The organism is Geodermatophilus sp. DSM 45219, from assembly GCF_900104025.1.
In the GTDB taxonomy this organism is placed as follows: domain Bacteria; phylum Actinomycetota; class Actinomycetes; order Mycobacteriales; family Geodermatophilaceae; genus Geodermatophilus.
Genome location: NZ_FNIQ01000001.1, coordinates 853,931 through 878,352, shown reverse-complemented (window position 1 = coordinate 878,352; position 24,422 = coordinate 853,931). Strand labels below are relative to the sequence as shown.

General features: G+C 74.8%; 27 protein-coding genes. 20 read left to right on the top strand and 7 right to left on the bottom strand.

Translation table 11 applies throughout. From position 1 onward, the window contains the following. The first annotated feature begins 34 nt into the window (after positions 1 to 34). Both macS and BLR12_RS04270 read left to right on the top strand, forming a co-directional pair. Positions 35 to 1,333: a MacS family sensor histidine kinase gene (gene macS / locus BLR12_RS04275; RefSeq protein WP_369803432.1), complete on the top strand. Its 1,299-nt coding sequence runs from the start codon at positions 35 to 37 to the stop codon at positions 1,331 to 1,333. Further along, complete coding sequence (locus BLR12_RS04270; RefSeq protein ID WP_369803431.1) at positions 1,279 to 1,980, top strand: response regulator; 702 nt, start codon at positions 1,279 to 1,281, stop codon at positions 1,978 to 1,980. The genes macS and BLR12_RS04270 overlap by 55 nt, the downstream gene beginning before the upstream one ends. Before the next feature lie 31 nt (positions 1,981 to 2,011). On the opposite strand, the gene BLR12_RS04265 is transcribed toward BLR12_RS04270, so the two are convergent. The 4 genes from BLR12_RS04265 to BLR12_RS04255 all read right to left on the bottom strand — a co-directional run bounded on the left by BLR12_RS04265 (position 2,012) and on the right by BLR12_RS04255 (position 4,125). Beyond that, positions 2,012 to 3,292, bottom strand: coding sequence for an Nramp family divalent metal transporter (locus BLR12_RS04265; protein WP_091373805.1), 1,281 nt, complete (start codon positions 3,290 to 3,292; stop codon positions 2,012 to 2,014). 78 nt (positions 3,293 to 3,370) lie between these two features. After that, positions 3,371 to 3,595, bottom strand: coding sequence for an STAS domain-containing protein (locus BLR12_RS04260; RefSeq protein ID WP_091373801.1), 225 nt, complete (start codon positions 3,593 to 3,595; stop codon positions 3,371 to 3,373). A gap of 11 nt (positions 3,596 to 3,606) precedes the next feature. Further along, positions 3,607 to 3,771, bottom strand: coding sequence for a hypothetical protein (locus BLR12_RS24285; protein WP_176832336.1), 165 nt, complete (start codon positions 3,769 to 3,771; stop codon positions 3,607 to 3,609). A 30-nt stretch (positions 3,772 to 3,801) separates the two neighbouring features. Then, entirely contained in the window at positions 3,802 to 4,125 is a 324-nt protein-coding gene (locus BLR12_RS04255) for an STAS domain-containing protein (RefSeq protein ID WP_091373798.1), read from the bottom strand. 135 nt (positions 4,126 to 4,260) lie between these two features. Here BLR12_RS04255 and BLR12_RS04250 point away from each other — a divergent pair, with 135 nt between their 5' ends. Genes BLR12_RS04250 through BLR12_RS04240 form a run of 3 tightly spaced genes read left to right on the top strand, consistent with a single transcriptional unit; the run spans position 4,261 to position 6,937 of the window. Then, positions 4,261 to 4,974 carry a response regulator transcription factor gene (locus BLR12_RS04250; protein WP_091374380.1) on the top strand — a complete coding sequence of 238 codons (714 nt, stop codon included), beginning with the start codon at positions 4,261 to 4,263 and terminating at the stop codon, positions 4,972 to 4,974. Next, entirely contained in the window at positions 4,971 to 6,341 is a 1,371-nt protein-coding gene (locus BLR12_RS04245; protein WP_091373794.1) for a sensor histidine kinase, read from the top strand. The genes BLR12_RS04250 and BLR12_RS04245 overlap by 4 nt, the downstream gene beginning before the upstream one ends. Further along, positions 6,338 to 6,937 (top strand): GerMN domain-containing protein, encoded by a 600-nt coding sequence (locus BLR12_RS04240; RefSeq protein WP_176832335.1) that lies wholly within the window; start codon positions 6,338 to 6,340, stop codon positions 6,935 to 6,937. The genes BLR12_RS04245 and BLR12_RS04240 overlap by 4 nt, the downstream gene beginning before the upstream one ends. A gap of 37 nt (positions 6,938 to 6,974) precedes the next feature. Here the strand turns inward: BLR12_RS04240 and BLR12_RS04235 are convergent, their stop codons facing one another. After that, the gene (locus tag BLR12_RS04235) at positions 6,975 to 7,736 is read right to left on the bottom strand and encodes an enoyl-CoA hydratase/isomerase family protein (RefSeq protein WP_091373788.1); all 762 of its coding nucleotides are present in this window, start codon (positions 7,734 to 7,736) and stop codon (positions 6,975 to 6,977) included. A 61-nt stretch (positions 7,737 to 7,797) separates the two neighbouring features. Between BLR12_RS04235 and BLR12_RS04230 the strand changes: the two genes are divergently transcribed. From BLR12_RS04230 to BLR12_RS04195, 9 genes are all read left to right on the top strand, one after another. Next, a complete protein-coding gene (locus BLR12_RS04230) occupies positions 7,798 to 9,870 on the top strand; it encodes an acetate--CoA ligase family protein (protein ID WP_176832334.1) in 2,073 nt (690 codons plus the stop codon). Continuing rightward, a complete protein-coding gene (locus BLR12_RS04225) occupies positions 9,867 to 11,267 on the top strand; it encodes an MmgE/PrpD family protein (RefSeq protein WP_091373782.1) in 1,401 nt (466 codons plus the stop codon). Before BLR12_RS04230 ends, BLR12_RS04225 begins: the two co-directional genes overlap by 4 nt. Continuing rightward, entirely contained in the window at positions 11,264 to 12,241 is a 978-nt protein-coding gene (locus BLR12_RS24280; protein WP_176832333.1) for an NAD(P)-dependent oxidoreductase, read from the top strand. The genes BLR12_RS04225 and BLR12_RS24280 overlap by 4 nt, the downstream gene beginning before the upstream one ends. Positions 12,242 to 12,266: 25 nt before the next feature. Next, a complete protein-coding gene (locus BLR12_RS04215) occupies positions 12,267 to 13,178 on the top strand; it encodes a DUF6282 family protein (RefSeq protein ID WP_091373778.1) in 912 nt (303 codons plus the stop codon). Further along, positions 13,175 to 13,954 carry an enoyl-CoA hydratase/isomerase family protein gene (locus BLR12_RS04210; RefSeq protein ID WP_091373775.1) on the top strand — a complete coding sequence of 260 codons (780 nt, stop codon included), beginning with the start codon at positions 13,175 to 13,177 and terminating at the stop codon, positions 13,952 to 13,954. The genes BLR12_RS04215 and BLR12_RS04210 overlap by 4 nt, the downstream gene beginning before the upstream one ends. Then, positions 13,951 to 14,169, top strand: a complete 219-nt coding sequence (locus BLR12_RS23900; protein WP_143018693.1) for a hypothetical protein — start codon at positions 13,951 to 13,953, stop codon at positions 14,167 to 14,169. Before BLR12_RS04210 ends, BLR12_RS23900 begins: the two co-directional genes overlap by 4 nt. An 88-nt stretch (positions 14,170 to 14,257) precedes the next feature. Further along, complete coding sequence (locus BLR12_RS04205; protein ID WP_091373771.1) at positions 14,258 to 14,686, top strand: universal stress protein; 429 nt, start codon at positions 14,258 to 14,260, stop codon at positions 14,684 to 14,686. A gap of 128 nt (positions 14,687 to 14,814) precedes the next feature. Beyond that, complete coding sequence (locus BLR12_RS04200) at positions 14,815 to 15,579, top strand: SDR family NAD(P)-dependent oxidoreductase (RefSeq protein WP_176832332.1); 765 nt, start codon at positions 14,815 to 14,817, stop codon at positions 15,577 to 15,579. A gap of 84 nt (positions 15,580 to 15,663) precedes the next feature. Next, positions 15,664 to 16,866 carry an MFS transporter gene (locus tag BLR12_RS04195; protein ID WP_218120533.1) on the top strand — a complete coding sequence of 401 codons (1,203 nt, stop codon included), beginning with the start codon at positions 15,664 to 15,666 and terminating at the stop codon, positions 16,864 to 16,866. Between the two features lie 12 nt (positions 16,867 to 16,878). Here the strand turns inward: BLR12_RS04195 and BLR12_RS04190 are convergent, their stop codons facing one another. Both BLR12_RS04190 and BLR12_RS04185 read right to left on the bottom strand, forming a co-directional pair. Further along, positions 16,879 to 17,118, bottom strand: a complete 240-nt coding sequence (locus BLR12_RS04190) for a hypothetical protein (RefSeq protein ID WP_091373764.1) — start codon at positions 17,116 to 17,118, stop codon at positions 16,879 to 16,881. 32 nt (positions 17,119 to 17,150) lie between these two features. Continuing rightward, positions 17,151 to 17,822 carry a GntR family transcriptional regulator gene (locus tag BLR12_RS04185; protein ID WP_091373761.1) on the bottom strand — a complete coding sequence of 224 codons (672 nt, stop codon included), beginning with the start codon at positions 17,820 to 17,822 and terminating at the stop codon, positions 17,151 to 17,153. A gap of 449 nt (positions 17,823 to 18,271) precedes the next feature. Between BLR12_RS04185 and BLR12_RS04180 the strand changes: the two genes are divergently transcribed. The 6 genes from BLR12_RS04180 (at position 18,272) to BLR12_RS04155 (ending at position 24,323) form a co-directional block, all read left to right on the top strand. Further along, positions 18,272 to 18,556, top strand: coding sequence for a UGSC family (seleno)protein (locus BLR12_RS04180; protein WP_091373758.1), 285 nt, complete (start codon positions 18,272 to 18,274; stop codon positions 18,554 to 18,556). Between the two features lie 66 nt (positions 18,557 to 18,622). Continuing rightward, complete coding sequence (locus BLR12_RS04175) at positions 18,623 to 19,885, top strand: UGSC family (seleno)protein (protein WP_255363274.1); 1,263 nt, start codon at positions 18,623 to 18,625, stop codon at positions 19,883 to 19,885. Between the two features lie 70 nt (positions 19,886 to 19,955). Next, positions 19,956 to 20,960, top strand: coding sequence for a Bug family tripartite tricarboxylate transporter substrate binding protein (locus tag BLR12_RS04170; RefSeq protein ID WP_176832331.1), 1,005 nt, complete (start codon positions 19,956 to 19,958; stop codon positions 20,958 to 20,960). Positions 20,961 to 21,035: 75 nt separating this feature from the next. Beyond that, positions 21,036 to 21,578, top strand: a complete 543-nt coding sequence (locus BLR12_RS04165; RefSeq protein WP_091373754.1) for a tripartite tricarboxylate transporter TctB family protein — start codon at positions 21,036 to 21,038, stop codon at positions 21,576 to 21,578. Then, positions 21,575 to 23,104 (top strand): tripartite tricarboxylate transporter permease, encoded by a 1,530-nt coding sequence (locus BLR12_RS04160; RefSeq protein ID WP_091373752.1) that lies wholly within the window; start codon positions 21,575 to 21,577, stop codon positions 23,102 to 23,104. The genes BLR12_RS04165 and BLR12_RS04160 overlap by 4 nt, the downstream gene beginning before the upstream one ends. A 73-nt stretch (positions 23,105 to 23,177) precedes the next feature. Then, positions 23,178 to 24,323: an acyl-CoA dehydrogenase family protein gene (locus tag BLR12_RS04155; protein WP_091373749.1), complete on the top strand. Its 1,146-nt coding sequence runs from the start codon at positions 23,178 to 23,180 to the stop codon at positions 24,321 to 24,323. Positions 24,324 to 24,422: the final 99 nt, after the last annotated feature.

Genomic DNA, 24,422 nt, shown 5'->3' with positions numbered 1-24,422 from the left:
CAGCTCCGCCGCGGCGGGAGAGGGGTTCGGAGCGATGCGCTGGTCGGTCATGCGCACGAACCTGGCGGACGGCGCAGCTCGTTCCATCCGTGTGGCGACCCGATTCGACCCAGGTACGACTACTCGGTCGCGTGCGTCGGGGTGCGGAGATGACGGTCGCGCGAGCGCGTCTCCCCGGCCCGAGGACACCGGCATCCTGTGGCCGGCCCTGGGTGTGGCCCGGTCGGTGCTGCTCGGCTACGCGGTGGTCGTCAACGCGCTGCACGTGCAGGACTACCGGCATCCCCTCGCGGCGGGGGCGGTGCTGGGGGTCCTCGCGACGTGGACACTGGTCGCGCCCCGGCTGTACCGGGTTGCCGCCCGCCGCCCCAGGCTGGTCGTGACGGAGCTGGCGCTCGCTGTCGCTGCGCTGCTGCTGACACCGTGGGTGCAGGGCGCCACGGCCGCCGATCCCGACGCCCCGACGCTGGCCAGCTTCTGGATCGCGGCCCCGGTGCTGGCCTGTGCGGTGCAGTGGGCGTGGCGGGGCGGCCTCGCCTCGGCCCTGGTCGTGGGTGGGGTCGATCTCTCCGTCCACGCGGTGCCCAGCGGATCCGGCACCGGGTACGTGTTCCTCCTGGTGCTCACCGGGCTGGTCGCGGGCTACGCCGCCGCCCTGGTGCGTGCCGGTACCCGCGAGCGGACCGAGGCTGCCGCCGTGCAGGCCGCTGCTGCCGAGCGGGAACGGCTCGCCCGTGCCGTCCACGACGGCGTGCTGCAGTCCCTGGCCTACGTGCAGCGGCGGGGAGCAGAGATCGGCGGCCCGGCCGCTGAGCTCGCCGAGCTGGCCCGCGACCAGGAAGAGGCGCTGCGCGGGCTCGTGCAGGACCACGTCGACGGCTCCGTCTCCCGGGCCGCACCGGGAGCACCGCCGACGGCCGGCACCCGCGACGTCGCGGCCATGCTGCACCGCCACACCGGTCGCGCGGTGTCGGTGGCCACCCCGGCGAGCCCGGTGCCGCTGCCGGGTGCGGACGCGGAGGAGTTGGTCGCTGCCGTGGCCGCCGCGTTGGACAACACCGCCCGGCACGCCGGCGGCGCGTCCGCGTACGTCCTGCTGGAGGACACCGGTGACGGCGTCGTGGTCAGCGTCGGCGACGACGGGCCGGGTATCCCGGCCGGTCGGCTGGACGAGGCGGCCGCCGCCGGCCGGATGGGCGTCACCGGCTCCATCGTGGGCAGGCTGGCCGCGCTCGGTGGCACGGCGGAGCTGACCACCTCCACGAGCACGGGGACGGAATGGGAGCTGCGGGTGCCGCGCCGCACGGTCGCCGGTCGCGGGCGCGCGCCATGACCCGGGTGATGGTGGTCGACGACCATCCCATGTGGCGCGACGCAGTCGCCCGGGACCTCGCAGAGGCGGGTCTCGACGTGGTCGCCACCGCGAGCACCGGGGAGGAGGCGCTGCGTCGAGCTGCGGCGACCCGTCCCGACGTGGCGGTGGTGGACCTGCGCCTGCCGACCATGACGGGCGTCGAGGTGACCCGGGAACTGGTCCGCGCCGACCCGTCGGTGCGGGTCCTGGTGCTCTCCGCCAGCGGGGAGCGCGACGACGTGCTCGCCGCGGTGAAGGCCGGGGCCACCGGCTACCTCGTCAAGTCCGCCTCACGGGGGGAGTTCCTGGCCGCGGTCCTGTCGGTGTCCGGTGGCGACGCCGTGTTCACCCCCGGCCTGGCCGGCCTCGTGCTCGGTGAGTTCCGCCGCCTGGCCGAGCATCCCGTGGGTGAGGTCGACACCGACGTGCCGCACCTGACGCCACGGGAGCACGAGATCCTCCGCATGGTCGCCAAGTGCCGCAGTTACCGGCAGATCGCCGAGGAGCTGACCCTGTCCCACCGCACCGTGCAGAACCACGTGCAGAACACCCTGCGCAAGTTGCAGCTGCACAATCGCGTCGAGCTGGTCCGGTATGCCATCGAGCAGGGACTCGACGAGGGGTGATCGCTGATGGCCGTACCCCACGGCCCTCCGCTCAGCCGGCCAGGCCGGCCAGCTCGTCGATGCACAGGACGAGGAACAGCACCGCCGCGCCGGCCAGCAGCGTGTTCGACAGCCAGCCGTTGCGCCACTCCCGCGGCGTCCGGCTGCCGTTGAGCAGCCACAGCAGGGTGCCGGCCAGGAACGGCATGAAGAACGCCCCGAGCGCGCCGTAGGCGATGACCAGCGCGAACGGCCGGTCGAGGAAGAGCAGGGCCATCGGCGGGAAGGTCAGCCACAGCAGGTAGCCGCGGTAGGGCCAGCTGCGCTCGGCGGCGCCCTCGGCCAGCTGCCCGCCCCGCGCCCGCGCCGTCCGCACGAAGTCGGTGAACAGCAGGCTGACGCCCTGCCACACGCCGATCAGCGAGGAGAACGAGGTGGCGAAGAAGCCGACGAGGAACAGCGTGCCGACGACGTCGCCGTACCGGTCGCGCAGGATCTCGTCGAGGTCGAGCAGGCCCCGGTCGCCTTCGGTCAGCGAGACGCCGGTGGCGTACAGCAGCTCGGCGCCGACGATGAGCATCGCGACGACGAAGACGCCGGTGGTGGTGTAGGCGACCCGGTTGTCCAGGCGCATCACCTTCATCCACGAGGCGTCGCGCCAGCCCTTGGCGTTGATCCAGTAGCCGTACGCGGCCATCGTGATGGTGCCGCCGACGCCGCCGACCAGGCCCAGCGTGTACACCGCCGAGCCCTCCGGCAGCCGGGGGAGCAGGCCGCCGACGGTCGCGCCGACGTCCGGGACGACGAGGATCGCCAGCCCGACGACCACGACGAACATGACCCCGATGAGCACGGTCATGGCCTTCTCGAGCAGCCGGTAGTTGCCGAACCACACGAAGGCCAGCCCGACGAGGCCGCAGATGATGCCCCAGGCCGGGATGGACAGCGCAGGGAACAGCGCGGCCAGCGGCAGGGCCGACGACGTCATCGCGGTCGCGCCGTAGACGAAGCCCCAGATGACGACGTAGACGGCGAAGTAGACCGACGTCCACGCGCCCAGGGACCGCCAGCCGGTGAAGATCGTCGACCCGGTCGCCAGGTGCCAGCGCCCGGTCGCCTCCGCCAGACCGATCTTGACGACGACGCCGAGGACGACGGCCCACATCAGCGCGTAGCCGAACCGCGAGCCGGCGATCAGCGTCGCCACCAGGTCACCGGCGCCGACCGCGGTGGCGGCGGCCACGATGCCGGGCCCGACGAGGCTCCACCGGCGGGTCTGCGCGGGTGCGGCGTCCGCGGGGACGCTGTCGGTCAGGCGGTCGTTGTCGGGCACTGTCGCCTCCTGCGGTCCGGACGGCCGTCCCTCAGTGCAGCCGAGCCGGCCCGCACCGGCAAACCGAGACCGGCCCGGTCAGCCTCGGACCAGCAGCTCCCCGCCGTCCACCCGGAAGTCGCGGTGCAGCTGGCGGAGGGCGGCCAGGGCGTCGTCGTCGGCGGTGCGCAGGCCGCGGAGGTCGACCACCACGCGGGAGTGGCCGTTCCCCCGGAGCTGGTCGGCGGCGCCGCGCAGCAGGTCGGCCCCCTGGGAGGTGAGGTCACCGCTGGCGGTGATGTGACCGCCGGGACGGACGACCACCTCCGTCCGCCTCACGTGCGGGGCTGGCGTCCGGAGTGCATCGCCAGGCCGAGCGCGCCCGTCGTCAGGGTCAGGGCGAGGCCGACGAGCGTCAGCCAGAACCAGCCGGTCACGACGGCGCCGACCACGGCGACCACCAGCCACGCGACGAGCAGCACCAGGATCGGTCCGGGCACCGTGCACCTCCAGGGGGGAGCGGGGACGGTTCACGCCACGGCCCGCGCGGGCTCGAGGACCATGACCCGCCACAGGCCGGTGCGGTGCAGCAGGTCCTCGGTGCGGCGGTTGGCGCCGCGCAGCACGACCGCACCGCCGCGGGCCCGGCAGGTGCGGTGCGCGGACAGGAAGCTGGCGACGGCCGAGCTGGACAGGTGCTGCACACCGGAGAGGTCGACGACCAGCTGCCGCGCACCGGCCAGCAGGGCGTCGTGCAGCAGCCAGCGCACGTCGGCCAGCCCGTCGGCGAGCACGGCGTCGTCCAGGTGGATCGTCACCACGTCCGTGCGGCTGGGTGCGGGTGCGCTCGTCATCGCCGTCCTCCTCGGTCAGTGGTCGCGATCCTGCTGCCTGCTCCTGACAGGTTCGTCGGCGTTGATTGAGATCCGGCCGGGAGCCGGTTTGCGATCGTGTGACGGCAGGCGGACCGCCGGGTGACCGGTGGCAGCATGGCGGGAGTGGCTCCGCGTCTGCTGGTCGTCGAGGACGACGACCCGATCCGCACCGCCCTGCGCTGGGCGCTGGAGGACGAGGGCTACGACGTCGCCGAGGCGGTGAGCGGCGAGGAGGCCGTGGCCGCGGTCGCGGCGGCGACCCCCGACGTGATGGTCGTCGACCTGATGCTCGGCTCGATGGACGGGTTCGCCGTCATCCGCGAGGTCCGCCGCGACCACGACCTGCCGATCATCGTGGTCAGCGCCCGCGCCGACACCCACGACATCGTCGCGGCGCTGGAGGCCGGGGCCGACGACTACGTGACCAAGCCGTTCGAGGTCAAGGAGATCACCGCCCGGCTGCGCGCCCTGCGGCGGCGGGCCGGCGCGGGCGCCCCGGCCGCCGGGCCCGAGCAGGTCGTGCTGGACCGCGCGCCGGCCGCGCCGCTGGTGCTGCGCGAGGCGGCCGGCACGGTGCACCGCGGCGAGGAGCAGCTGCCGCTGACGCTGACGGAGTTCCGGCTGCTGTGCGAGCTGGCCGCAGCACCCGGCCGGGTGCTCAGCCGCCAGGCGCTGCTCGAGCGGGTGTGGGAGCACGGCTTCTTCGGCGACGAGCGGATCGTCGACGTCCACATCCGGCGGCTGCGCACCAAGGTCGAGCAGGACCCGGCCGCCCCGCGGATCGTCGTCACCGTCCGCGGCCTGGGCTACCGGCTGGACCTGCAGTGAGGCGGGCCCTCGCGCCGCGGGGGCTGCGGGCGCGGATCGTGCTGGGCTTCGCCGCCGGCGCGCTGCTGGTGTCGGTCGTCCTGGTGAGCACCACCTGGTTCCTGGCCCGCGGCTACCTGCTCGACCAGCGGGAGGACCTGCTCACCCGGCAGGCGTTCGCCGACGCCAACGTGCTGGCCGGCCGGCTGTCGACCGCCGGCACCGACGTCGGCGAGGTCGTCGCCGAGCTGGTGCCCTCCGGCGGTGCGGACGTGGTCGTGCGCAGCGGCGGCTCCTGGTACTCCTCGAGCCTGGACGCCGGCGCCCGGGACGTCCCCGCGGAGCTGCGCGACGTCGTCGCCGGGGGCGCGGCCGGCACGCTGCGCGTCGACACCCCCGACGGCCCGGCGCTGCTGGTCGGCGTCCCGGTGGACAGCGCGGACGCGGAGTTCTACGAGCTCGCCCCGCTCACCGAGCTCCGGCAGGTGCTGCGCACGCTGGCCGCCGTCCTCACCGCCGGCGCGCTGGCCGCCACCGCCGCCGGCGCCGCGTTCGGGGTGTGGGCCAGCCGGCGGTCGGTGCAGCCGCTGGAGCAGGTCGCCGCCGCGGCCACCCGGATCGCCGGCGGCGAGCTGACCACCCGGCTCCCGGCCACCGAGGACCCCGACCTGCTGGCCATCGTGGCCGGGTTCAACAGCATGGTCGACGCGCTGGCCGCCCGGATCGACCGCGACGCCCGCTTCGTCGGTGACGTCAGCCACGAGCTGCGCAGCCCGCTGACCGGGGTGGTGACCAGCGTCGAGGTGCTCGCCGCCCGCCGCGCCGAGCTCTCCCCGCGGGCCGACCAGGCGCTGACCCTCGTGCAGGGCGAGCTGCGCCGGTTCCGGCAGATGCTCGACGACCTGCTGGAGCTGGCCCGCATCGACGGCGCGCCGCGGGGCGCGGCGGTGCCCGTGCCGGTGGCCGCCCTGGTGCGCGAGGTGCTCGCCGCCTCCGGCCGCGACCCCGGGCTGCTGGTGGCCGACCCCGACGAGGAGACGACGGTGCCGGGCGACAAGCGGGGCCTGGAGCGCGCGGTGCGCAACCTGCTGGACAACGCCGACCGGCACGCGGGCGGGGCCTCGGCCGTGCACGTGCAGCGGCGGGACGGGACGGTGGTGGTCAGCGTGGACGACGACGGCCCGGGGGTGCCGATCGCGGACCGGGAGCGGGTCTTCGAGCGGTTCGCCCGGGGTCCGCACGCGGCCCGCCGGTCGCTGCCCGGGGCGGGGCTCGGGCTGGCGATCGTGGCCGAGACCGCCGGGCAGCACGGCGGGGCGGCCTGGGTCGGCGAGGTGCCCGGCGGGGGCGCCCGGTTCAGCCTCTCGCTGCCCGCGGGGGACCGGTGAGCCGCGCGCGGTGGGCGGCCGCGGGCCTGCTGACCCTGGTCGCCGGGTGCGGGGTGCCGACCGGCGGCGCCGCGGAGACGATCCCGGCCTCCGACGTCCCCTACGGGCTGGCCTCCCCGGCGCCGACCTCGCCGGCCCCGGCCGACCCCGACCCGGTCGTCGAGCCCGGCCGCGTCTACCTGGTGGACGCCGCCGACCTCCTCGTGCCCCGGCCGCGCGAGGTCGAGGGCGCCACGCCCGAGGAGCGGCTCGGCGCGCTGCTGGACGCCCTGGCGGCCGGGCCGACGGCGGAGGAGCGGGACCGGCAGCTGTCGACGGCGCTGCCGCCCGAGGTGCGGCTGTCGGTCGTCGAGCTCGCCGGTGGGACGGCGACCGTCGACATCACCGGCGCGCCCGAGGCACCCGCCGGCCAGGCGAGCCGGCGCGCGGTGGCCCAGGTCGTGCTCTCGGCGACCAGCGTCCCGGGGATCGAGGCCGTCGTCCTCACCTGGGACGGCGAGCGGGTGGAGGCGCCGCTGCCCTCCGGCGAGCTGACCGCCGAGCCGCTCACCCGCGCGGACTACGCGGGGGAGGGACGGCCCGCCCCGCCGTCCTGACCACCCGGTGAGGTGCCTCTCGCGCGCGGAAGGCACCTCACCGGCGGTCGAGCAGGGCCTGCAGCCGCTGCTGGGCGTCCTCCGTGCCGAGGCAGAGGGCCTGGGCCGCGGCGTCGACGAGGCGGTGCCGGTCCCCGTCCACCCGCATCGCCTCCTTGGCCAGCCGCTGGGCCAGGGGCGCCGCGGCGGTCAGGTCGGCGAGGAGGGAGTCGAGCGCGGCGTCCAGGCCGTCGGGGGCCGCGACGCGCGAGGCCAGCCCCAGTGCGGCCGCCTCGCGGCCGCGGACCCGCCGGCCGGTGAGCACCAGGTCGGTCGCCGTCCCGGTGCCGACGAGCGCGGCCAGCCGGGTCAGCGCGCCGGCGCTGGGGATGATGCCGAGGCGGACCTCCGGCAGCCCCCACAGCGCGTCCCCGGTCGTGATGCGGAAGTCGCAGGCCAGCGCCAGCTCGCAGCCACCGCCCAGCGCCGCGCCGTCCACCACCGCGACGGTGGGCCACGGGTGGTCGTACAGCCGTTGGAACAGCGAGCTGTTGATCCGGCCGAGGCTGTCCTCGAGGGTGCGGGCGCGGAGCGAGGCCACGTCGGTGCCGGCCACGAACATCCCGGGGACGGCGCTGCGCAGCACCAGGGGCCGCGGCGTGCCCGCGTGCTCGTCGAGCACCGCGCCGAGCGCCCGGCTCATCCCCACGTCGAGCGCGTTGCGCCGCTCGGGCCGGTCGAACAGCACGGTGACCGAGCGCTCGTCCTGCGCCACGCGCACCGGTGCGGACCCGTCCTCCGCAGGAGTCGCCCCAGCCATTGCCACACTGTATAGGATGTTGACTGCGCCGCCGCGCTCCCGAGCTCGAAGGAGAACCGACGTGCCCCTCGCCGCTCTGCCGCCCGCCGAGGTCGCCGCTCTCCTGAGCGGCGCCGGCGTGCCACTGACCCGCAGCGCCTCGGTCGAGGACGTGTCGGAGGTGGCGGCGGCGTTCACCGGGCTGGGCGTCACCCCCGTCGTCCTCAAGGCCGGGGGGCTGCTGCACAAGACCGATGCCGGCGGTGTCGTGCTGGGGCTGCGCTCGGTGACGGCGGCCGTGGAGACGGCGGAGGACATGGTCGGCCGGCTCGGTCCCGACGCCTACCCCCTGGTGCTGCAGCAGCAGGTGCGCGGGCTGGAGATCCTCGTCGGCGCCCGGCGGGACCCGCAGCTGGGCGCGGCGGTCGTCGTGGGTCTCGGCGGGGTCGCCACCGAGGTGCACGACGACGTGGTGACGACGATGGCCCCGCTGGACCGCGACCAGGCCCGCGCCGCCCTGCGCCAGCTGCGCGCCTGGCCGCTGCTCGACGGGTTCCGCGGCGAGCCGGGGCGGGACGTCGAGGCCCTGGTGGACACCGTGGTGGCGGTCTCCCGGCTGGTCGAGCAGGACGACGGCATCGTCGAGCTGGACCTCAACCCGGTGATGGTCGGCCACGACGGCGAGGGCGTCGCCGTGGTGGACGCCCGGGTCATCCGCACCGACGACCCGCCGCTGGTCGAGCGGGCGCGGCACGACCTGGACCGCATGCTGCGCCCGCGGCACGTCGTGGTCGTCGGCGTCTCCGACGACCCGCACAAGGTGGGCGCCCGGCTGTTCCGGTATCTCGACGAGCACGGCTTCCCGGGCCGCCTCGACGCCGTCCACCCCTCGGGCGGGGAGGTCGACGGACGGCGGCGCTACACCTCGCTGGCCGAGGTCGAGGGCTCGCCGGACCTGGTCTGCGTCACCGTGCCGGGCCGGTTCGTGCTGGACGTCGCCCGGCAGGCGGTGGAGAAGAAGGCCGGCGGCGTGATCGTGCACAGCTCCGACTTCGCCGAGGTCGGCGAGGAGGGGCGGGCCGCGCAGGAGGAGCTGGCCCGGGTGCTGCGGGAGGGCGGGGTGCCGCTCGCCGGGCCCAACGACATGGGCGTGGTGGCGCCGTTCCGCAAGCTGACCGCCTCGATCTCCGGGGGCCTGGAGGAGGGGCTGGTCGAGGGCGGGGTCGCGCTGCTCAGCAGCTCCGGCGCGCTCGGCAGCTGCCTGGGCACCCGGCTCATGGGCGAGCGGGTCGGCCTGTCCTACTGGATCCACGCGGGCAACGAGGCCGACCTCGTCATCGCCGACTACCTCGAGTGGCTGGCCGGCGACGAGGACACCCGGTCGGTCGCGCTGCTGCTGGAGGACGTGAAGGACGGGCCGCGCTTCATCGCCGCCGGCCGGCGGATGGCCGAGGCCGGCAAGCCGATGTTCGCCTACAACATGGTGCGCTCGGACCGCGGCCGCGCCGCGGCGCTCAGCCACACCGGCGCGATGGTGGGCTCCTTCGCCGTCCGCGAGGCGGTGGTGCGCGCGGCCGGCATGGTGAGCGTGCCCTCGCTGCGGGTCCTCGAGGACGCCGTGGCCCTGGCCGCGCTGGAGCCGCTGCCGGCCGGTGACCGGCTGGTGGCGGTGACCTTCTCGGGTGGCGCGTGCTCGATCATCGCCGACGAGGGCGAGGTCGCCGGGATCGAGCTGCCCGACCTCTCGGAGGCCACCTGCGAGGCGGTCCGCCCGCACGTGCCCTCGTACGCCGCGGTGCGCAACCCGCTGGACTGCAGCTACCAGATGATCACCCAGCCCGACGCCTTCGAGAAGCTGATCACCGCGCTCACCGAGCGCGGCGAGTACGACGCGCTGCTGCTGCAGTTCACCACCAACGCCGACCCCTACGCGGAGAAGATCGCGGAGAAGGTGGTGGCCATGCGGGACCGGCTCGACATCCCGCTCTACGTCTCCCGCTACGGCGGCGCGCAGCTGGCCCCGAAGGCGCTCGAGGTCTACCGGCGCAACTCCGTGCACGTCCTCGACGCGCCCGACCGCGCGACCCTCGCCGTCGCGGCGGTCATGGCCGGTGCCCGGGCGCTGCGCGCCCACGGCGCGGGCGGCGCCCGGTGACCGCGCCGCACCCCGCCGTACCGGCGGCCGGCGGGCGCCCGGCGCTCACCGCGCAGCTGGTCGACTGGGCGGCCGGACTGCGCCCCGCCGACCTGCCCGACCCCGTCGTCCACCAGGCCAAGCGGGTGCTGCTGGACTACGTGGCGGCCACCCTGGTCGGCTCCACCTCCGGGCCGGCCCGGATCCTGCAGCGCTGGGTGAGCGAGACCGAGGGCCCGGGGCCCGCCACGGTGGTGGGCACCCCGCTGCGCGCGACGGCGGCGAGCGCCGCCCTGGTCAACGGGACGGCGACGCACGGGCTGGAGGTCGACGACGGCTACACCCCGGGCAGCACCCATCCGGGCGGGCCGATCGGCTCGGCGGTGCTGGCGCTCGCGGAGGCCCGGGACGCCGGACCCGAGGAGCTCCTGCTGGCCATGGCGGTCGGGCTGGAGGTGCACTGCCGCATCGGCGGCGCCGGGCACCCGGCCACGTGGCGCCGGGGCTTCCACAACACCGCGGTCAACGGGGTCTTCGGTGCCGCGGCCGCGGCCGGCCGGCTGCTCGGCGCCGACCGGGACGTGCTCGGCGACGCGTTCGGCATCGCCGGCTCGCACGCCGGCGGCCTGTTCGAGTTCCTGCACGGGGGCGGCGAGGTCAAGCGGCTGCACCCGGGGAAGGCGGCGCGCGACGGCATCGTCAGCGCCGAGCTGGCCGTTCGCGGGCTCACCGGCCCGGCGACCGTGCTCGAGGGTCCCAACGGCTACCTGCACGCGTTCGCCGACGACGACTACGACGCCGACCACCTCGTCGGGGGCCTGGGCGCGCAGTGGCGGATGCTCGGGATGTACGTCAAGCCCTATCCCTGCTGCCGGCACCTGCACGGCCCGATCGACGCGATCCTGGCCATGGCCGCCGAGGAGCCGCTGGACGTCGACGCCGTGGAGTCGGTGCGGGTGGAGACCTTCCCCGCGGCCGCCCGGCACGGCGGGAAGCGGATCGACGACTTCATCGCCGCGCAGATGAGCATCCCGTACGCGGTCGCGGTGACGATGCTGCACGGCGTCCCGGCGCTCGAGCACTTCGACACCGAGGTCCGCCGCGACCCGCGGATCGCCCGCGTCGTCGACCTGGTCGAGGTCGAGGAGGCCGAGGACTGCGTCCGGGACTACCCCGCCATGCGCCCGGCGCGGGTCACCGTGCGGGCCGGCGGCCGGGAGCGGGTGCTGCGTATCGACCAGCCGTACGGCGAGCCGGGCAACCCGATGAGCGACGACGACCTGGAGCGCAAGCTGCACCGGCTGGCGGGCCCGGTCGTGGGGGAGCGGCGCTGCGCGGACATCGCCGCGGCGGTCTGGGCCCTCGACGACCCCGCGCGGCTGTTCGCCCTCCTCGGCGCGCCGGACGGCACCCGGTGAGCGAGGGGCCGCACGTCCTCTTCTGGGGACCGGAGGGGCCGGTCAGCGGCCTGTACCGCGAGCGGCTGCCCGACGGCTGGCGGCTGAGCACGCTGCGCGACCGGGACGACGAGGAGGGCAAGCTGCGGCTGCTCCCCGACGTCGACGTCGTCGTCCACACCGACAACACCCCGCTCACGCGGGCGCACCTCGACGCCGCGCGGCGGCTGCGGCTGGTGCACCGCCAGGGCGTCGGGCTCGACGCGGTCGACCAGGACGAGCTCCGCGCGCGCGGCGTGGCGCTGGCCGTGTGCACCGCCGGCACCGCCGAGTCGGTCGCCGAGCACACCGTGCTGCTCGCCCTGGCGGCCGGGCGGCACCTGGTCCGGTTGCACGACGACGTCGCCCGGCAGGGCCGCTGGCCGAAGTGGGACTACCGCAGCACCTCGGTCGGGCTGGCCGGCTCCACCGTCGGGCTGGTCGGCTTCGGCCGGATCGGCCAGGCCGTCGCCCGCGCCGTCCTGGCCCTGGGCAGCGACGTGCTGGTGCACCGGCGGCGCGGGGGGCCGCTCGGCGCGGAGTGGGCGGGCCGGCCGGTCCGCGCCGCCGCGAGCCTGGACGAGCTGTTCGCCGCCGCCGACGTGGTCAGCCTGCACTGCCCGCTGCTGCCGGAGAACCGGGGGATGGTCGACGCCCGCCGGCTCGGGCTCATGCGGGAGCACGCGGTGTTCGTCAACACCGCCCGGGGCGGGCTGGTGGTCCAGGACGACCTGGTCGCCGCGCTGCGGGCCGGCCGGCCCGCCGCCGCGGGGCTGGACGTGTTCGCGCAGGAGCCCGTGGCGGCGGACGACCCGCTGCTCTGTCTGCCCAACGTCGTGGTGACGCCGCACTGCGCGGCCGGCACGCGCACCACGTCGGTGCAGAAGGCCCAGGCCGTGCTCGACAACATCGGGCGGTTCTGGGCCGGGGAGCCGGTCGAGGACCGGGTCGTCTGATGCGCCACCCGAGGAGAGGACGCCGATGAACCGGAGGCTGCCGACCGGGCTCGTGGACACCCACGTGCACACGGCGCCCGACGTGATCCCGCGGTTGATGACCGACTCGCAGCTGGCCGCCGCGGTCGACGCGGCCGGCTACCGCGCGGTGGTGCTCAAGAGCCACCACACGGTCACCGCGGCGCGGGCCACGATGGCCCAGGAGCACGCCGTGGACGCGCAGATCCTCGGCGGGGCGGTGCTCAACGTGCAGGCCACCGGCGGCATCAACCCGCACGCGGTGGACACCGCGCTCCGGCTCGGCGGCCGGGTCATCTGGATGCCGACGATCACCGCGGCCAACCAGGTCCGGCACGCGGCGGAGAAGGGCATCACCAGCGGCAACCTGCAGCGGCTGGGCAGGATCGAGGGGCCGGGCCTGAGCGTGCTCGACGACGAGGGGCGCCCCACCGCCGACGTCTGCCGCGTGCTCGACCTCGTCGCCGCGGCCGGCGCCACGCTGGCGACCGGGCACATCGGGCCGGCCGAGATCATGCAGGTGGTGCCCGAGGCCCGCCGGCGCGGCGTGCCGAACGTGCTGGTCACCCACCCGGAGCACTCCTGCGTCGGCCTGGGCCTCGACGACCAGCTGGAGCTGGCCGGGCTCGGGGGCGTCTGGTTCGAGCGGGTCTTCGCGGTCACCCTGCCCACCAGCGACGAGGTGCCGCTGCAGAGCATCGCCGAGGCGATCCGCACGGTCGGCGTCGACAGCACCGTCATGGCCACCGACTTCGGCCAGGCGCACAACGTCTCGCCGGTGGTCGGCCTGCAGCAGTACGTCGACGCGATGCGGGACCGCGGGTTCAGCCAGGCCGACATCGAGGCGATGACCGTCCACAACCCCAGCGAGGCCCTGGCCCTGGACGCGCCGGCCCGGGCGGCGGAGGCGGGCACGTGACCGAGGGGCTGCGGGTCGAGGTCCGCGACCGCGTGGGCTACGTGACGATCGACCGGCCGGAGCGGCGCAACGCGCTCGGCGCGGAGGTCATGGCCGGCCTGGTCGAGACCTTCGTCCGGTTCGACGCCGACGACGACGTGTGGGCGGTGCTGGTCACCGGCGCCGGCGACCAGGCCTTCTCCGCCGGGCGGGACCTCAAGGAGCTGGCCGGCCGCGACGCCGCCGGCGCGGCTCCGCCGTCCCCCATGCGGCAGCTGCAGCGCAACCCGTTCGAGGTCGTCCACGAGTGCCGCAAGCCCACCGTCGCCGCGCTCAACGGCTGGGCCATGGGGGGCGGGCTGGAGCTGGCGATGGCCTGCGACGTCCGGCTGGCCGCCGAGCACGCACAGCTGGCCCTCCCCGAGGCGCTGCGCGGGATGGGCGCGAACTTCGGCTCGGTCATGCTGCCGCGGCTGGTCCCGCTGGGGATCGCCTACGACATGCTCTACAGCGGCCGCACGGTCTCCGCCCACGAGGCCGAACGGTGGGGCCTGGTCAACCGGGTGGTGCCCGCAGCCGAGCTCGCGGCCACCGCCGAGGAGTACGTGCGCATGCTCCTGGCCAACGCCCCGTTGACCATCCGCCGGTACAAGGCGGTCATCCAGGCGGGCCTGCACCAGGCACCGGCCGCCGCCCTCCGGCTCGACGTCCGGCCCGACCCGTACTCCAGCGAGGACCGGGTCGAGGGCGTGCGGGCCTTCGCCGAGAAGCGGGCGCCGCAGTGGCGGGCCCGGTGAGCGCCCCGGGAGCGGGCACCGGCTCGCCACGGCGCTCCCGCATGGCGGTCCTCTCCGGGATCCTCGTGGCGCTGCTGCTGATCAGCGGTGTCCTGCTCGTCGCCGGGCAGGCCGTCCACGGGCTGCTCGTCCTGGGCATCGCCACGCTCCTCAACGCCCGGCTGCTCGCCGTCCGCCGCCGGCTCGACCGCCGGGCGGCCGAGCCGGACCGCTGACCCCCCGCCCGCCCGCCGGCGCCTGAGCCGGCCGGTGGGTCCCCTCGTCCACCCGGCCCGCGCCGGGCCGCCTCACCAGGAGCCGCAGATGACCGAGCCAGCGTCCACCCCGCCCGGAACCACCGGTCCCGTCGTGGTGGGCTTCGTGCCCACCGCGCAGGGCCGCGCGGCCCTCGAGCACGCCGTCGCCGAGGCGCGCCTGCGCGGCACCCGGCTGGTGGTGGTGAACTCGGCCGGCTCCGACGGGTTCGCCGACCCCAAGCGGGCCGGCGAGGAGGACGTCGAGGCGCTGCGGGAGGTCGCGGCGGCCGGGGGCGTCGAGTACGAGCTGCGGCAGCTCGGGTCCCAGCGCAGCCCCAGCGAGCACCTGGTGACGGTGGCGGAGGAGGTCGCCGCCTCCGTGCTGGTCATCGGCATCCGGCAGCGCAGCGCCGTCGGCAAGCTGATCATGGGCAGCAACGCGCAGCGGGTGCTGCTCGACGCCACGGTCCCCGTGCTGGCGGTCAAGGCGCGCTGAACGGCGGGGTGCCCGGCCGCCCGGCCGGACCACCCCGGACCGACGTCCGACCGGTGTCCACGGGTCGGGGAACCGGCCGTGCCCGCGCCATGCCGCAGGCCACGGCCACCAACGTGCGAGGAGGATCGATGGCAGACACCAGCAGGCCGCTCGAGGGCCGGACGGCGCTGATCACCGGAGCCGGGCGCAACATCGGCCGGGCCATGGCCCGGCAGCTCGCCACCGCGGGGGCGGACGTGATCGTCAACGTGCGGCAGAACCTGGCCGAGGGCGAGGAGACCGCCGACGAGGTGCGGGCGCTCGGCGCCAAGGCGACGGTCGTGGCCGGGGACGTCTCGCAGGTCGAGGACGTCCGGCGCGTCTTCGAGCAGGGCACCGCCGAGCTCGGCCCGGTGCAGATCCTGGTCAACAACGCCGCGGTCCGGCCGCACCAGCCCTTCCTGGAGATCACGCCGGAGGACTGGAACTGGGTGCTCGGCATCGGCCTCACCGGCGCGTTCCACTGCGCGCAGGCGGCCATCCCCGGCATGGTCGAGGCCGGCTGGGGCCGGATCATCAACATCTCCGGCCGCGACGGCTTCTCCGGCATCCTCAACCGGGCCCACGGGGTGACCGTCAAGGCCGGCATCCACGGCTTCACCAAGGCCCTCGCGCTGGAGTTCGGGCCCTCCGGGATCACCGTGAACACCGTCGTCCCGGGCCTGATCCACACCACCCGGCCCAAGGAGTGGTACCCGACGCTCTCCTACGAGGAGCGCGCCAAGGGCATCCCCGTCCGCCACGCGGGCTCGGTGGAGGACATCGCCACGACCGTCCGCTTCCTGGTCGCCGAGGGCGAGTACATCACCGGCCAGGCCGTGCACGTGAACGGCGGCGAGTTCCTCGTCACCTGACGCCGCTCCCGGACCGGTACGCGGGCAGGGCAGCGGAGGAGGCGACGCGGTGGGAACCCGGCAGTGGCGACCGGGGACGGGCAGGTGAGCCGGAGCCGCTTCCCGCGCTGGCTGCCACCCCTGCTGGTGGTCACCGTGCTCGCCCAGACCGCCCTGAACCTGAGCCGGCCGCTGGTCACCTACCGGGTCATCGGGCTCGGCGGCGACGCGCTCGCCGTCGGCCTGGTGACGGCCGGCTTCGCCGTGCTGCCGCTCGTGGTGGCCCTGCCGCTGGGCCGGCTCACCGACCGGTTGCGCGGCCTGGCCACCCTGCTCGGCCTCGGGCTGCTGCTCTCCTCCGGCGGCGTGCTGCTGATGTCCACCACCGGGAGCCTGGTCGCGCTGGCGGCGAGCAGCGCGGTGCTCGGCCTCGGCCAGCTGGTCTTCATGTTCTCGGGCCAGGGGATCGTCGCGCGCTGGTCGGGCGACGAGCGGCTGGACCGCTTCTTCGGCCTGTTCACCGCCGCCGTGGCGGTCGGGCAGCTGGTCGGGCCGCTGCTGGTCGGGGCGCTGCTCGGCGACGCCAGCGGCGCCGAGCTGATCGCGGCGAGCCGCAGCGCCTTCTGGGTGGCCGCGGCCATCGGGCTGCTCCCGCTCCTCCTCGTCGTCCTGATCGGGCTGCGCACCCCCCGCGCACCGCGCCGCGCAGCGGGGGAGGAGCGGGAGCCGACCGAGACGACCGCGCAGCTGCTGCGGCACCGCGGGGTCGGCGCGGGCATGTACGCCAGCCTGGCGCTGCTGTCGACGGTCGACGTCCTCACCGCCTACCTGCCGCTGATCGGCGAGCGGCGGGGGATCTCGCCGGCCCTCGTCGGCCTGCTGCTGGCGTTGCGCTCGGCGGCCACCATCTCCTCGCGGCTGCTGCTGGGCGTCATGCTGCGGTGGCGCTCGCGGGAGCAGCTCATCGTGCTCAGCGCCGCCGGGTCGGCCGTGGCGCTCGCCGTCGTGCCGATCGGCGGCATCGGGGTGGGGGGCATGGCCGCGGCGCTGGCCGTCGGCGGCTTCCTGCTGGGCGTGGGCCAGCCGCTGACCATGAGCGTGCTGGCGCTCGCCGTCCCGGACAACGCGCGCAGCAGCGTGCTGGCCCTGCGGATGGTGGCCAACCGGATCGGTCAGGTGGCCGTGCCCGGCCTCGCCGGGGTGATCGCGGCGTCCGCGGGCGCGGCCGGCGCGTGGTGGCTGTCGTGCGCGGTGCTCGGCACGGCGGCGCTGGTGTCCCGGCGGGCAGCGCCGCCGTCGCCGGGCTGAGCCCGCGGGCGGTCAGGCGTGCGCGGCGGGGCGGAGCACCGACATCGAGGCGACCGGCACCCCGCGCCGCTGGAGCGCGTCGGTCGCGATCGAGACCAGCGTGGGGTCGGGCACCAGGCAGTCGGCGCACGCGCTCTCGTCCATCGCCAGCCGCAGCTCGTACACGCCCGCGTCGACGTCGACCAGCTGCGCGGTCACGCCCTCGTCGAGCATGGCGTTCAGTTCCTGCTCGGCCTCGGCCTGAGCCGACATGTGCTCCTCCTGGGTGGGGTCGGGTGGTGCGGTCACAGGTGCTCGCGCAGGTCGGCGGCGTGCAGCACGTGGTCACGCGCGCGGTTCTGCGCCAGCTTCGCGTCGCGGGCGCGCAGCGCCTCGATGATCCCGTCGTGGTCGGCCGCCAGGGCCGCCGCGGCGTCCGGCACGGCCCAGATGGTGACCCGGGGCGGGAACAGCGACCACAGGCTGGACGCGTGCGAGGCGATCAGCTCGGACCCGGCGTGGTAGATCGTGAAGTGCAGCCGGCGGTTCAGGACGGCGAGCTCCTCGCCGTCCCCTCCGCGGTGCGCACGGATCTCCTCGTGGACCGCCTCGATCCTGGCGAACTGCTCGTCGGTCATCCGCTCGCAGGCCACCGCGGTGGCCAGGCCCTCGATCTCGGCGCGCAGCAGGTAGACGTCGCGCACCCGCTCCGGCGACAGCTCGCGGACCGTGGCCCCCCGGTGCGGGGCATAGCTGATGCTCCCGCCGGCCTCGAGCAGGCGCAGCGCCTCGCGGACGGGGGTGGCGCTGACGCCGTACCGGGCGGCGATCTCGCTCTGGCGCAGTGACGTCCCGGGCACGACCACGCCGCTGGCGATGTCCTCGCGCAGCCGCTGGAGCACGTACTCGGTCTTGCTGAGCGGGGGGCCGGTGAGCCCCTGCGCCGCCCCGCCCTGGGAGCTCTGGGCCTCGGTCATGCCGGCACCGTCCTCGTCGTCGTGCGAGTTGCCACGCGGTCGCCCCCCGACGGACTCCGCAGGGACGGCGCCGCGGCCGGCGACCCGCCCGTCCTGGACCGACGTCCAGAGCAGGCGTCGGCACCGTATAGACGATACGGGCCGGACTGCCCGACCCGGGGTCCGAACCGGTGCCGGAGGGGACGACGCACCGCCACCGCGGAGCCGGCCGGGGGCCGAACGCCCAGGCCGCACGCGTGCTGAGCCGTGCAGACGTCCCTCGGCACCGCCGACCTCCCTGCCGCTCGTCCCTCCCGGACCGGTGCCGGGAGAGCGCAGATCACGACTTCGTGACGCGTGTTGTCCGCATCACATACATTATATAGTGTCCACGCCGCGCTGCCAGAGGCATGCGAGCGAGGCCGCTCCCCGGCCCGCCCGTCGACCGTCGAGCGGAGGACCCACCAGGCATGGACGTCCGGATCACCGACCCGTCGGGGACCGAGCCCCCGACCCAGCGGCTCACCACGTCGCCGCGGGTGTCCTCGCTGGCCGGGGCGCGGATCGCCGTCCTCGACAACGGCAAGCCCAACGCGGCGCACGTCGTCGGGCAGCTCGGCCGCCACCTGGCCGACCGGTTCGGCGCGCAGCCGCCGGTGGCGGCGGAGAAGCCCAACTCCTCGCGTCCGTTCGAGGCCGAGGTCCTCGACCGGTTCCGCAACTTCGACGCCGCGATCGTGGGCGTCGGTGACTAGGGCTCCTGCACGTCGTGGAGTGTCCACGACTCCGCTGAGCTGGAACGGCGAGGGATCCCGACGGTCATGATCGCCACCGACTCGTTCCTGCCCCTCGCGCGCGCCGTCGCGCGCCAGGAGGGGCTGGAGTCGCTCGCGGTGGCGACCATCCCGCACCCGATCGGCGGGGTGGAGCCCGGGCAGCTCGACGACGCCCTGGCCGCGGCGGTGGACCGGGTGGCCGAGGCGCTGCTGTCCACCCCCGCGGAGGTGACGACCGCGCCGACCGCGACGGTGCACGACGCCCCGTGCGACGTGCTGGGGTTCCTCGCCTTCGCCGAGGGACGGCGCTGGAGCGACGGGCTGCCGCTGGTGCCGCCGACCGAGGAGCTGGTGGCCCGTGCGGTCGCCGCCACCGGTCGCGACGCCGGCGAGGTGCTCGGCCTGGTGCCGCCGTCCGACCGCGGCGCGACGGTCGCCGCGGTGGCGGCGAACGCCGTCATGGCCGGGTGCCCGCCCGAGCTCCTGCCGGTCGTCGTCGCCGCGGTGCAGGCGGTGCTGGAACCCCGGTTCAACCTGCAGGCGCTCACCACGACCACGCACCCGGTGACCCCGCTGGTCGTCGTGCACGGACCGGTGGCCGCCGAGCTCGGCTTCAACGGGGGCCCCAACGTGTTCGGGCAGGGCAACCGGGCCAACGCCGGGGTCGGCCGCGCCCTGCGGCTGGTCCTGCAGAACGTCGGCGAGGCCCGGCCCGGGGAGACCGACCGCGCCACCCACGGCACGCCGGGCAAGTACGCCTACTGCATCGCGGAGAACGCCGCCGCGTCCCCCTTCGAGACCTTCCACCAGGCGCGCGGCGGCGGGCCGGCGGGCGCGGTGACCGTCCTGGGCGGCGAGGGGCCGCACAACGTCAACGACCACGGCAGCACCGACGCCGCCGGGATCCTCACCACCATCGCCGGCACCGTGGCCAGCCTCGGCAGCAACAACCTGTACCTGCGCGGGCAGGTGCTGCTGGTGCTCGGCCCGGAGCACGCCGAGGTGCTGGCCCGCGAGGGCTACGACCGGCGGCGGATCCAGGAGGCGGTGCACGCCCACCCGCAGGCGCAGGTGAGCCTCGCGGGGGTCTCGGAGGGCAACCTCGACCGCTACCGGCGCACCGCGCCGCACGTCTTCGCGGACGTCCCGGGCGACGGCGTCGTCCCGATGCTCGACGGCCCGGAGAACCTGCTGGTCGTGGTGGCCGGCGGGCCCGGCAAGCACTCGGTGCTCGTGCCGACCTTCGGCACCACCGAGGCCGTCACGGTCGACGTCCGCCCGCCGGCCCGCGGGGCCCCCGGTGGCTGACCCTCCCGGCCGAGCCGGCCGTCCCGGACCCCCCAGCACACCGTTCCACTCGACGACGAGGAGATCGATGATGAACAAGCACCACCTGCACGGCGCCTTCGCGGTTGCCAGTGCCCTGGCCCTGGTCGCCTGCGGGAGCGACGGTGGCAGCGGCGGGACGGACGCCGCCGCGGGCGAGGCCGGGGCCTGGCAGCCGAACCGGCCGATCACCTACATCATCCCCTACGGCACCGGTGGCTCGACCGACCCGATCGGTCGGCAGTTCGCCTCGCAGCTGTCGGAGGAGCTCGGCGTCGACGTGGTCGTGGAGAACCGCGAGGGTGGTGCCGCGACGATCGGCACGACCGGCATCGTCACCGCGCAGCCGGACTGCTACACGCTCGGGCTGTCCAACCACACCGCGCTGGCCAACCAGCCGGCGCTCAACCCGGACCTGCCCTTCCAGACCACCGACGACTACACGCCGCTGGTCAAGCTCGGGGACATCCCGGTCGTGCTGGCGGTCAACGCCGACACCCCGTGGCAGACGCTGGAGGAGTTCCTCGCCGCGGCGGAGGCCGACCCGAACGGGATCGGCTACGCCACCTCCGGTGCCGGGGGGACGCCGGACACCGCCGCCAAGCTGCTGGAGATCCGGTCGGGCATCGAGCTCAACCGTGTGCCGTTCAGCGGCGGCGGCGGCGAGGCGCTGACGGCCGCGGTCTCCGGGGAGATCGAGTCGATCGGCACCTTCTACCCGTCGATGCAGGGCTTCGTGGAGTCCGGCGACCTGCGGCCGCTCGGCATCTTCTACGACCAGGAGTACCCGCTGCTGCCCGACCTGCCGCTGATCGGCGAGCAGTTCGAGGGCGCCTCCATGCCCGCCGCGTACTACACGATCGCGCCGGCGAACCTCGACGAGGAGTGCCGCGACACCCTCGTCGAGGTCTCCCAGCAGATCGTGGAGTCCGAGGAGTTCCAGCAGTTCGCGGAGGAGAACGGCTACGTCACCGACCCGATCCAGCTCGACGAGCTGGCCGCGGAGATCGACGACTACCGGCCGGTCTTCGAGGAGATCGAGGGCTCCGACGCCTGATCCGGCGCACCGTCCGGTCGCGGTCCCCCCGCCGGGGACCGCGACCGGGCCCCGGCCCACCAGAGGAAGGGACACATGACCCGGCAGAGCTCGGCCGACAGCGAGCGGGACGCGCGGTCGGTCCTGGACGGCAAGCGCCGAGGACGGATCGTCGCCGGGGGCCTCGGTCTGCTGCTCGGCCTCTGGTTCAGCTGGTACACGTGGTCCACCGTGCCCTTCGGCACCCAGGACCGGCCGGGCGCCGGCGTCTTCCCGCTGGTCGTCGGCATCGGCATGGTGGTCGTGTCCGTGATGACCATCGTCGAGGCGCTGCGGACCGACCAGGTGAGCGGGGAGATCCGCTTCCCGACCGGAGAGAAGCGGCGCACGGTGCTGCTCATGGCGGTGGCGATGGTCGCGTTCGTCGCTCTCTACCAGTTCCTCGGCCAGTACATCGCCTCGTCGCTGTTCATGATCACGGCGCTCGCCGCGCTCGGCACGCGCTCGTGGGTGCGCAACGTCGTCTACGGGACCGCCATCGGTGTGGCGATCTCGGCCTTCTTCATGGAGCTGCTCGGGGTCCGGCTGCCCGAGGGGCTGCTCGGCCCGACCGGTGTCATCGGGGGGCTGTTCCTGTGAACCCGATCGAGGGGCTGCTGTACGGGCTCGAGCTGGTCTTCACCCCCGAGCTCCTGCTCGCCGCGTTCGTCGGCGCGGCCGCCGGGACGGCGATCGGCGTGCTGCCCGGCCTGGGCCCGGTGGCCGGCGCCGCGCTGATCCTGCCGCTGACCTTCACGCTGCCCCCCGCTGCCGGGCTCATCATGATCGCCGGTGTCTACGCCGGGTCGATGTACGGCGGGTCGACGACGTCGGTGCTGATGAACATGCCCGGCGAGTCGGCGTCCGTGGTGACGGCGATCGACGGGTACGAGATGACCCGCCGGGGGCGCGCGGGACCGGCGCTGTCGATCATGGCCGTGGGCTCGTTCATCGCGGGCACCGTCGCGATCGTCCTGGTGACGCTCATGTCGCCGCTGGTGGCCAACATCGCGCTGCTGTTCGGGCCCGCGGAGTACCTGGCGCTGACCGGGGGCGGCCTGCTGGTGCTCGCCCGGGTCGCGGGGGGCAGCCCGGCCAGCGGCTACTTCCCGATGGTGCTGGGCATCATGCTCGGCACCGTCGGGGTGGAGCAGGTGACCGGGATCTTCCGCTACACCTTCGGCCTGCAGGACCTGGCGCTCGGCTTCTCGCTGGTGCCCGTGGCGGTCGGGCTCTACGGCCTGGCGGAGATCTTCCTGCTCATCGAGGACCCCGACCGGGCGGCGAAGGTCCGCAGCGTCAAGCTCCGCGAGCTGCTGCCCAGCCGCGAGGAGTGGCGGCGGGCCTGGGCGCCGTGGGGACGCGGTTCGGCGCTCGGCTTCTTCTTCGGGCTGCTCCCGGGGCCGTCGGCGACGCTGTCCAGCTTCGCCTCCTACCGGCTGGAGAAGTCGGTCTCCAAGCACCGCGACGAGCTCGGGAAGGGTGCCGTCGAGGGGGTCGCGGGCCCGGAGGCGGCGAACAACGGGGCGGCCGTGGGCAGCCTCGTCCCGCTGCTGTCGCTGGGCCTGCCGTTCTCGGCCACGTTCGCGCTCATGCTGGCCGCGATGGTGGTCCAGGGCATCCAGCCCGGCCCGCTGCTCATCGAGCAGCGCCCGGACATCTTCTGGAGCCTCATCGCCTCGATGTACGTGGCGAACGTGATGCTGCTGGTCCTCAACCTGCCGCTGGTCGGGGTCTGGGTCAGCCTGCTGCGCGTCCCGAAGAGCATGCTGATGCCCGGGATCCTGGTGATCGCCGTGCTGGGCGCGTTCAGCACCCGCAACAGCATGCTCGACGTCTGGGTGCTGCTGGCCATGGGCGTGGTCGGCTACGCGCTGCGCAAACTTGACTTCGCGATGGCGTCGCTCATCGTCGGCCTGGTCCTCGGGCCGTTCATCGAGAAGCACTTCCGCGAGGGCATGTTCCTCAGTCGCGGGGACCTCTCCTACTTCCTGGACAGCCCGATCGCGATCGGGATCTGGGTCGTCGCGCTCGTCGTGATGTTCGGCGGCGGGCTCTGGCGGCTGCTCCGCCGGCGGCTCATCGGGGCCGAGGGGGAGAAGGTCAAGCTCGAGGTCGAGGACTGACCTGACGGCCCGGTCGCGCGCCGCGCCCGCCCCCGTTTCCCACACGATGTCTGATCTCCCAGAGAGGACGAGCATGGACTTCCGGCTCGATGAGGACCAGCGGGCGTTCGCCGCCGCGGTCCGGGACTTCGCCCGGTCGGAGCTGAAGGGCTCGGCCGTGGAGCTGGCCCACCAACCCGGCTACCCGTGGGACGTCGCCCGGCTGCTCGGCAAGAACCACCTGCTGGGTCTCACGCTCACGGAGGAGGACGGCGGGCAGGGCGCCTCGCTCATGGACGCCGTCATCGCGATCCAGGAGGTGGCCTACGCCTCGCCGAAGGCCGCCGACATCGTGCAGGCCGGCAGTTTCGGCGCCATCCGCACGCTCGCCGAGTACGCCACCCCGGAGCAGAAGGAACGGTTCCTGCCCGGCCTGCTGTCCGGCGAGAAGCTCATCTCGCTCGGCATGTCGGAGTCGGAGGCCGGCTCGGCGGTGACCGAGCTGCGCACCACCGCCGTCCGGGACGGCGACGAGTACGTCGTCAACGGCACGAAGATCTACGGCACGCACAGTCCCGAGGCGACGCTCTACCTGGTCTACGTCCGGTTCGGCCCCGGGACGTCGAACATCGGCTCGGTGCTCGTGGAACGGGGCACGCCGGGGTTCACCGTGGGCGCCGAGCACGAGTACATGAGCGGCGAGCGGTGGTCCGAGCTGGTCTTCGAGGACTGCCGCATCCCGGCCGAGAACGTGCTGCTGGGCCCCGGCGGCTTCAAGAAGCAGATCTCCGGCTTCAACGTCGAGCGGATCGGCAACTCCGCGCGCGCCCTCGCCCTGGGGCGGTATGCCTACGAGGAGGCCCGGGCCCACGCGCTGGTGCGCGAGCAGTTCGGCAAGCCGCTGTGCGAGTTCCAGGGCCTGCAGTGGAAGTTCGCCGACATGGCGGTGAAGCTCGACGCCGCACAGCTGCTGCTGTACCGCGCCGCGACCGACGCCGACGACGGCCTGCCCTCGGCCTACGACACCTCGGTGGCCAAGCTGGCCTGCAACACCGCGGGCTTCGAGTGCGCCAACGAGGCGCTGCAGGTGATGGGCGGGCTCGGCTACAGCACCGACTCGCTGGTCGAGTACTGCCTGCGCCGCACGCGGGGCTGGATGATCGCCGGCGGATCGCTGGAGATGCTGCGCAACCGGATCGCCGAGTCGGTCTTCGACCGGCGGTTCGACCAGCGCAGGTAGGGCGCGCGGAGCGGTCCCGGCCACGTCCCGGGGGTCCCCGTTCCGGCCCCCTCGAGGTGCGCGTCCCCGTCGTCCAGGGGTCCATCGACCGAAGGAGCG

Excerpts from the sequence above, each read along its gene's own strand:
- BLR12_RS04155 (WP_091373749.1), top strand. The coding sequence starts at position 23,178 with ATGGACTTCCGGCTCGATGAGGACCAGCGGGCGTTCGCCGCCGCGGTC.
- BLR12_RS04235 (WP_091373788.1), bottom strand. The coding sequence starts at position 7,736 with ATGGCTGGGGCGACTCCTGCGGAGGACGGGTCCGCACCGGTGCGCGTG.
- macS (WP_369803432.1), top strand. The coding sequence starts at position 35 with ATGCGCTGGTCGGTCATGCGCACGAACCTGGCGGACGGCGCAGCTCGT.
- BLR12_RS04205 (WP_091373771.1), top strand. The coding sequence starts at position 14,258 with ATGACCGAGCCAGCGTCCACCCCGCCCGGAACCACCGGTCCCGTCGTG.
- BLR12_RS04180 (WP_091373758.1), top strand. The coding sequence starts at position 18,272 with ATGGACGTCCGGATCACCGACCCGTCGGGGACCGAGCCCCCGACCCAG.
- BLR12_RS04190 (WP_091373764.1), bottom strand. The coding sequence starts at position 17,118 with ATGTCGGCTCAGGCCGAGGCCGAGCAGGAACTGAACGCCATGCTCGAC.
- BLR12_RS04175 (WP_255363274.1), top strand. The coding sequence starts at position 18,623 with ATGATCGCCACCGACTCGTTCCTGCCCCTCGCGCGCGCCGTCGCGCGC.
- BLR12_RS04255 (WP_091373798.1), bottom strand. The coding sequence starts at position 4,125 with ATGACGAGCGCACCCGCACCCAGCCGCACGGACGTGGTGACGATCCAC.
- BLR12_RS04215 (WP_091373778.1), top strand. The coding sequence starts at position 12,267 with ATGAACCGGAGGCTGCCGACCGGGCTCGTGGACACCCACGTGCACACG.
- BLR12_RS04250 (WP_091374380.1), top strand. The coding sequence starts at position 4,261 with ATGGCGGGAGTGGCTCCGCGTCTGCTGGTCGTCGAGGACGACGACCCG.
- BLR12_RS04200 (WP_176832332.1), top strand. The coding sequence starts at position 14,815 with ATGGCAGACACCAGCAGGCCGCTCGAGGGCCGGACGGCGCTGATCACC.
- BLR12_RS04185 (WP_091373761.1), bottom strand. The coding sequence starts at position 17,822 with ATGACCGAGGCCCAGAGCTCCCAGGGCGGGGCGGCGCAGGGGCTCACC.
- BLR12_RS04165 (WP_091373754.1), top strand. The coding sequence starts at position 21,036 with ATGACCCGGCAGAGCTCGGCCGACAGCGAGCGGGACGCGCGGTCGGTC.
- BLR12_RS04270 (WP_369803431.1), top strand. The coding sequence starts at position 1,279 with ATGGGAGCTGCGGGTGCCGCGCCGCACGGTCGCCGGTCGCGGGCGCGC.
- BLR12_RS04170 (WP_176832331.1), top strand. The coding sequence starts at position 19,956 with ATGAACAAGCACCACCTGCACGGCGCCTTCGCGGTTGCCAGTGCCCTG.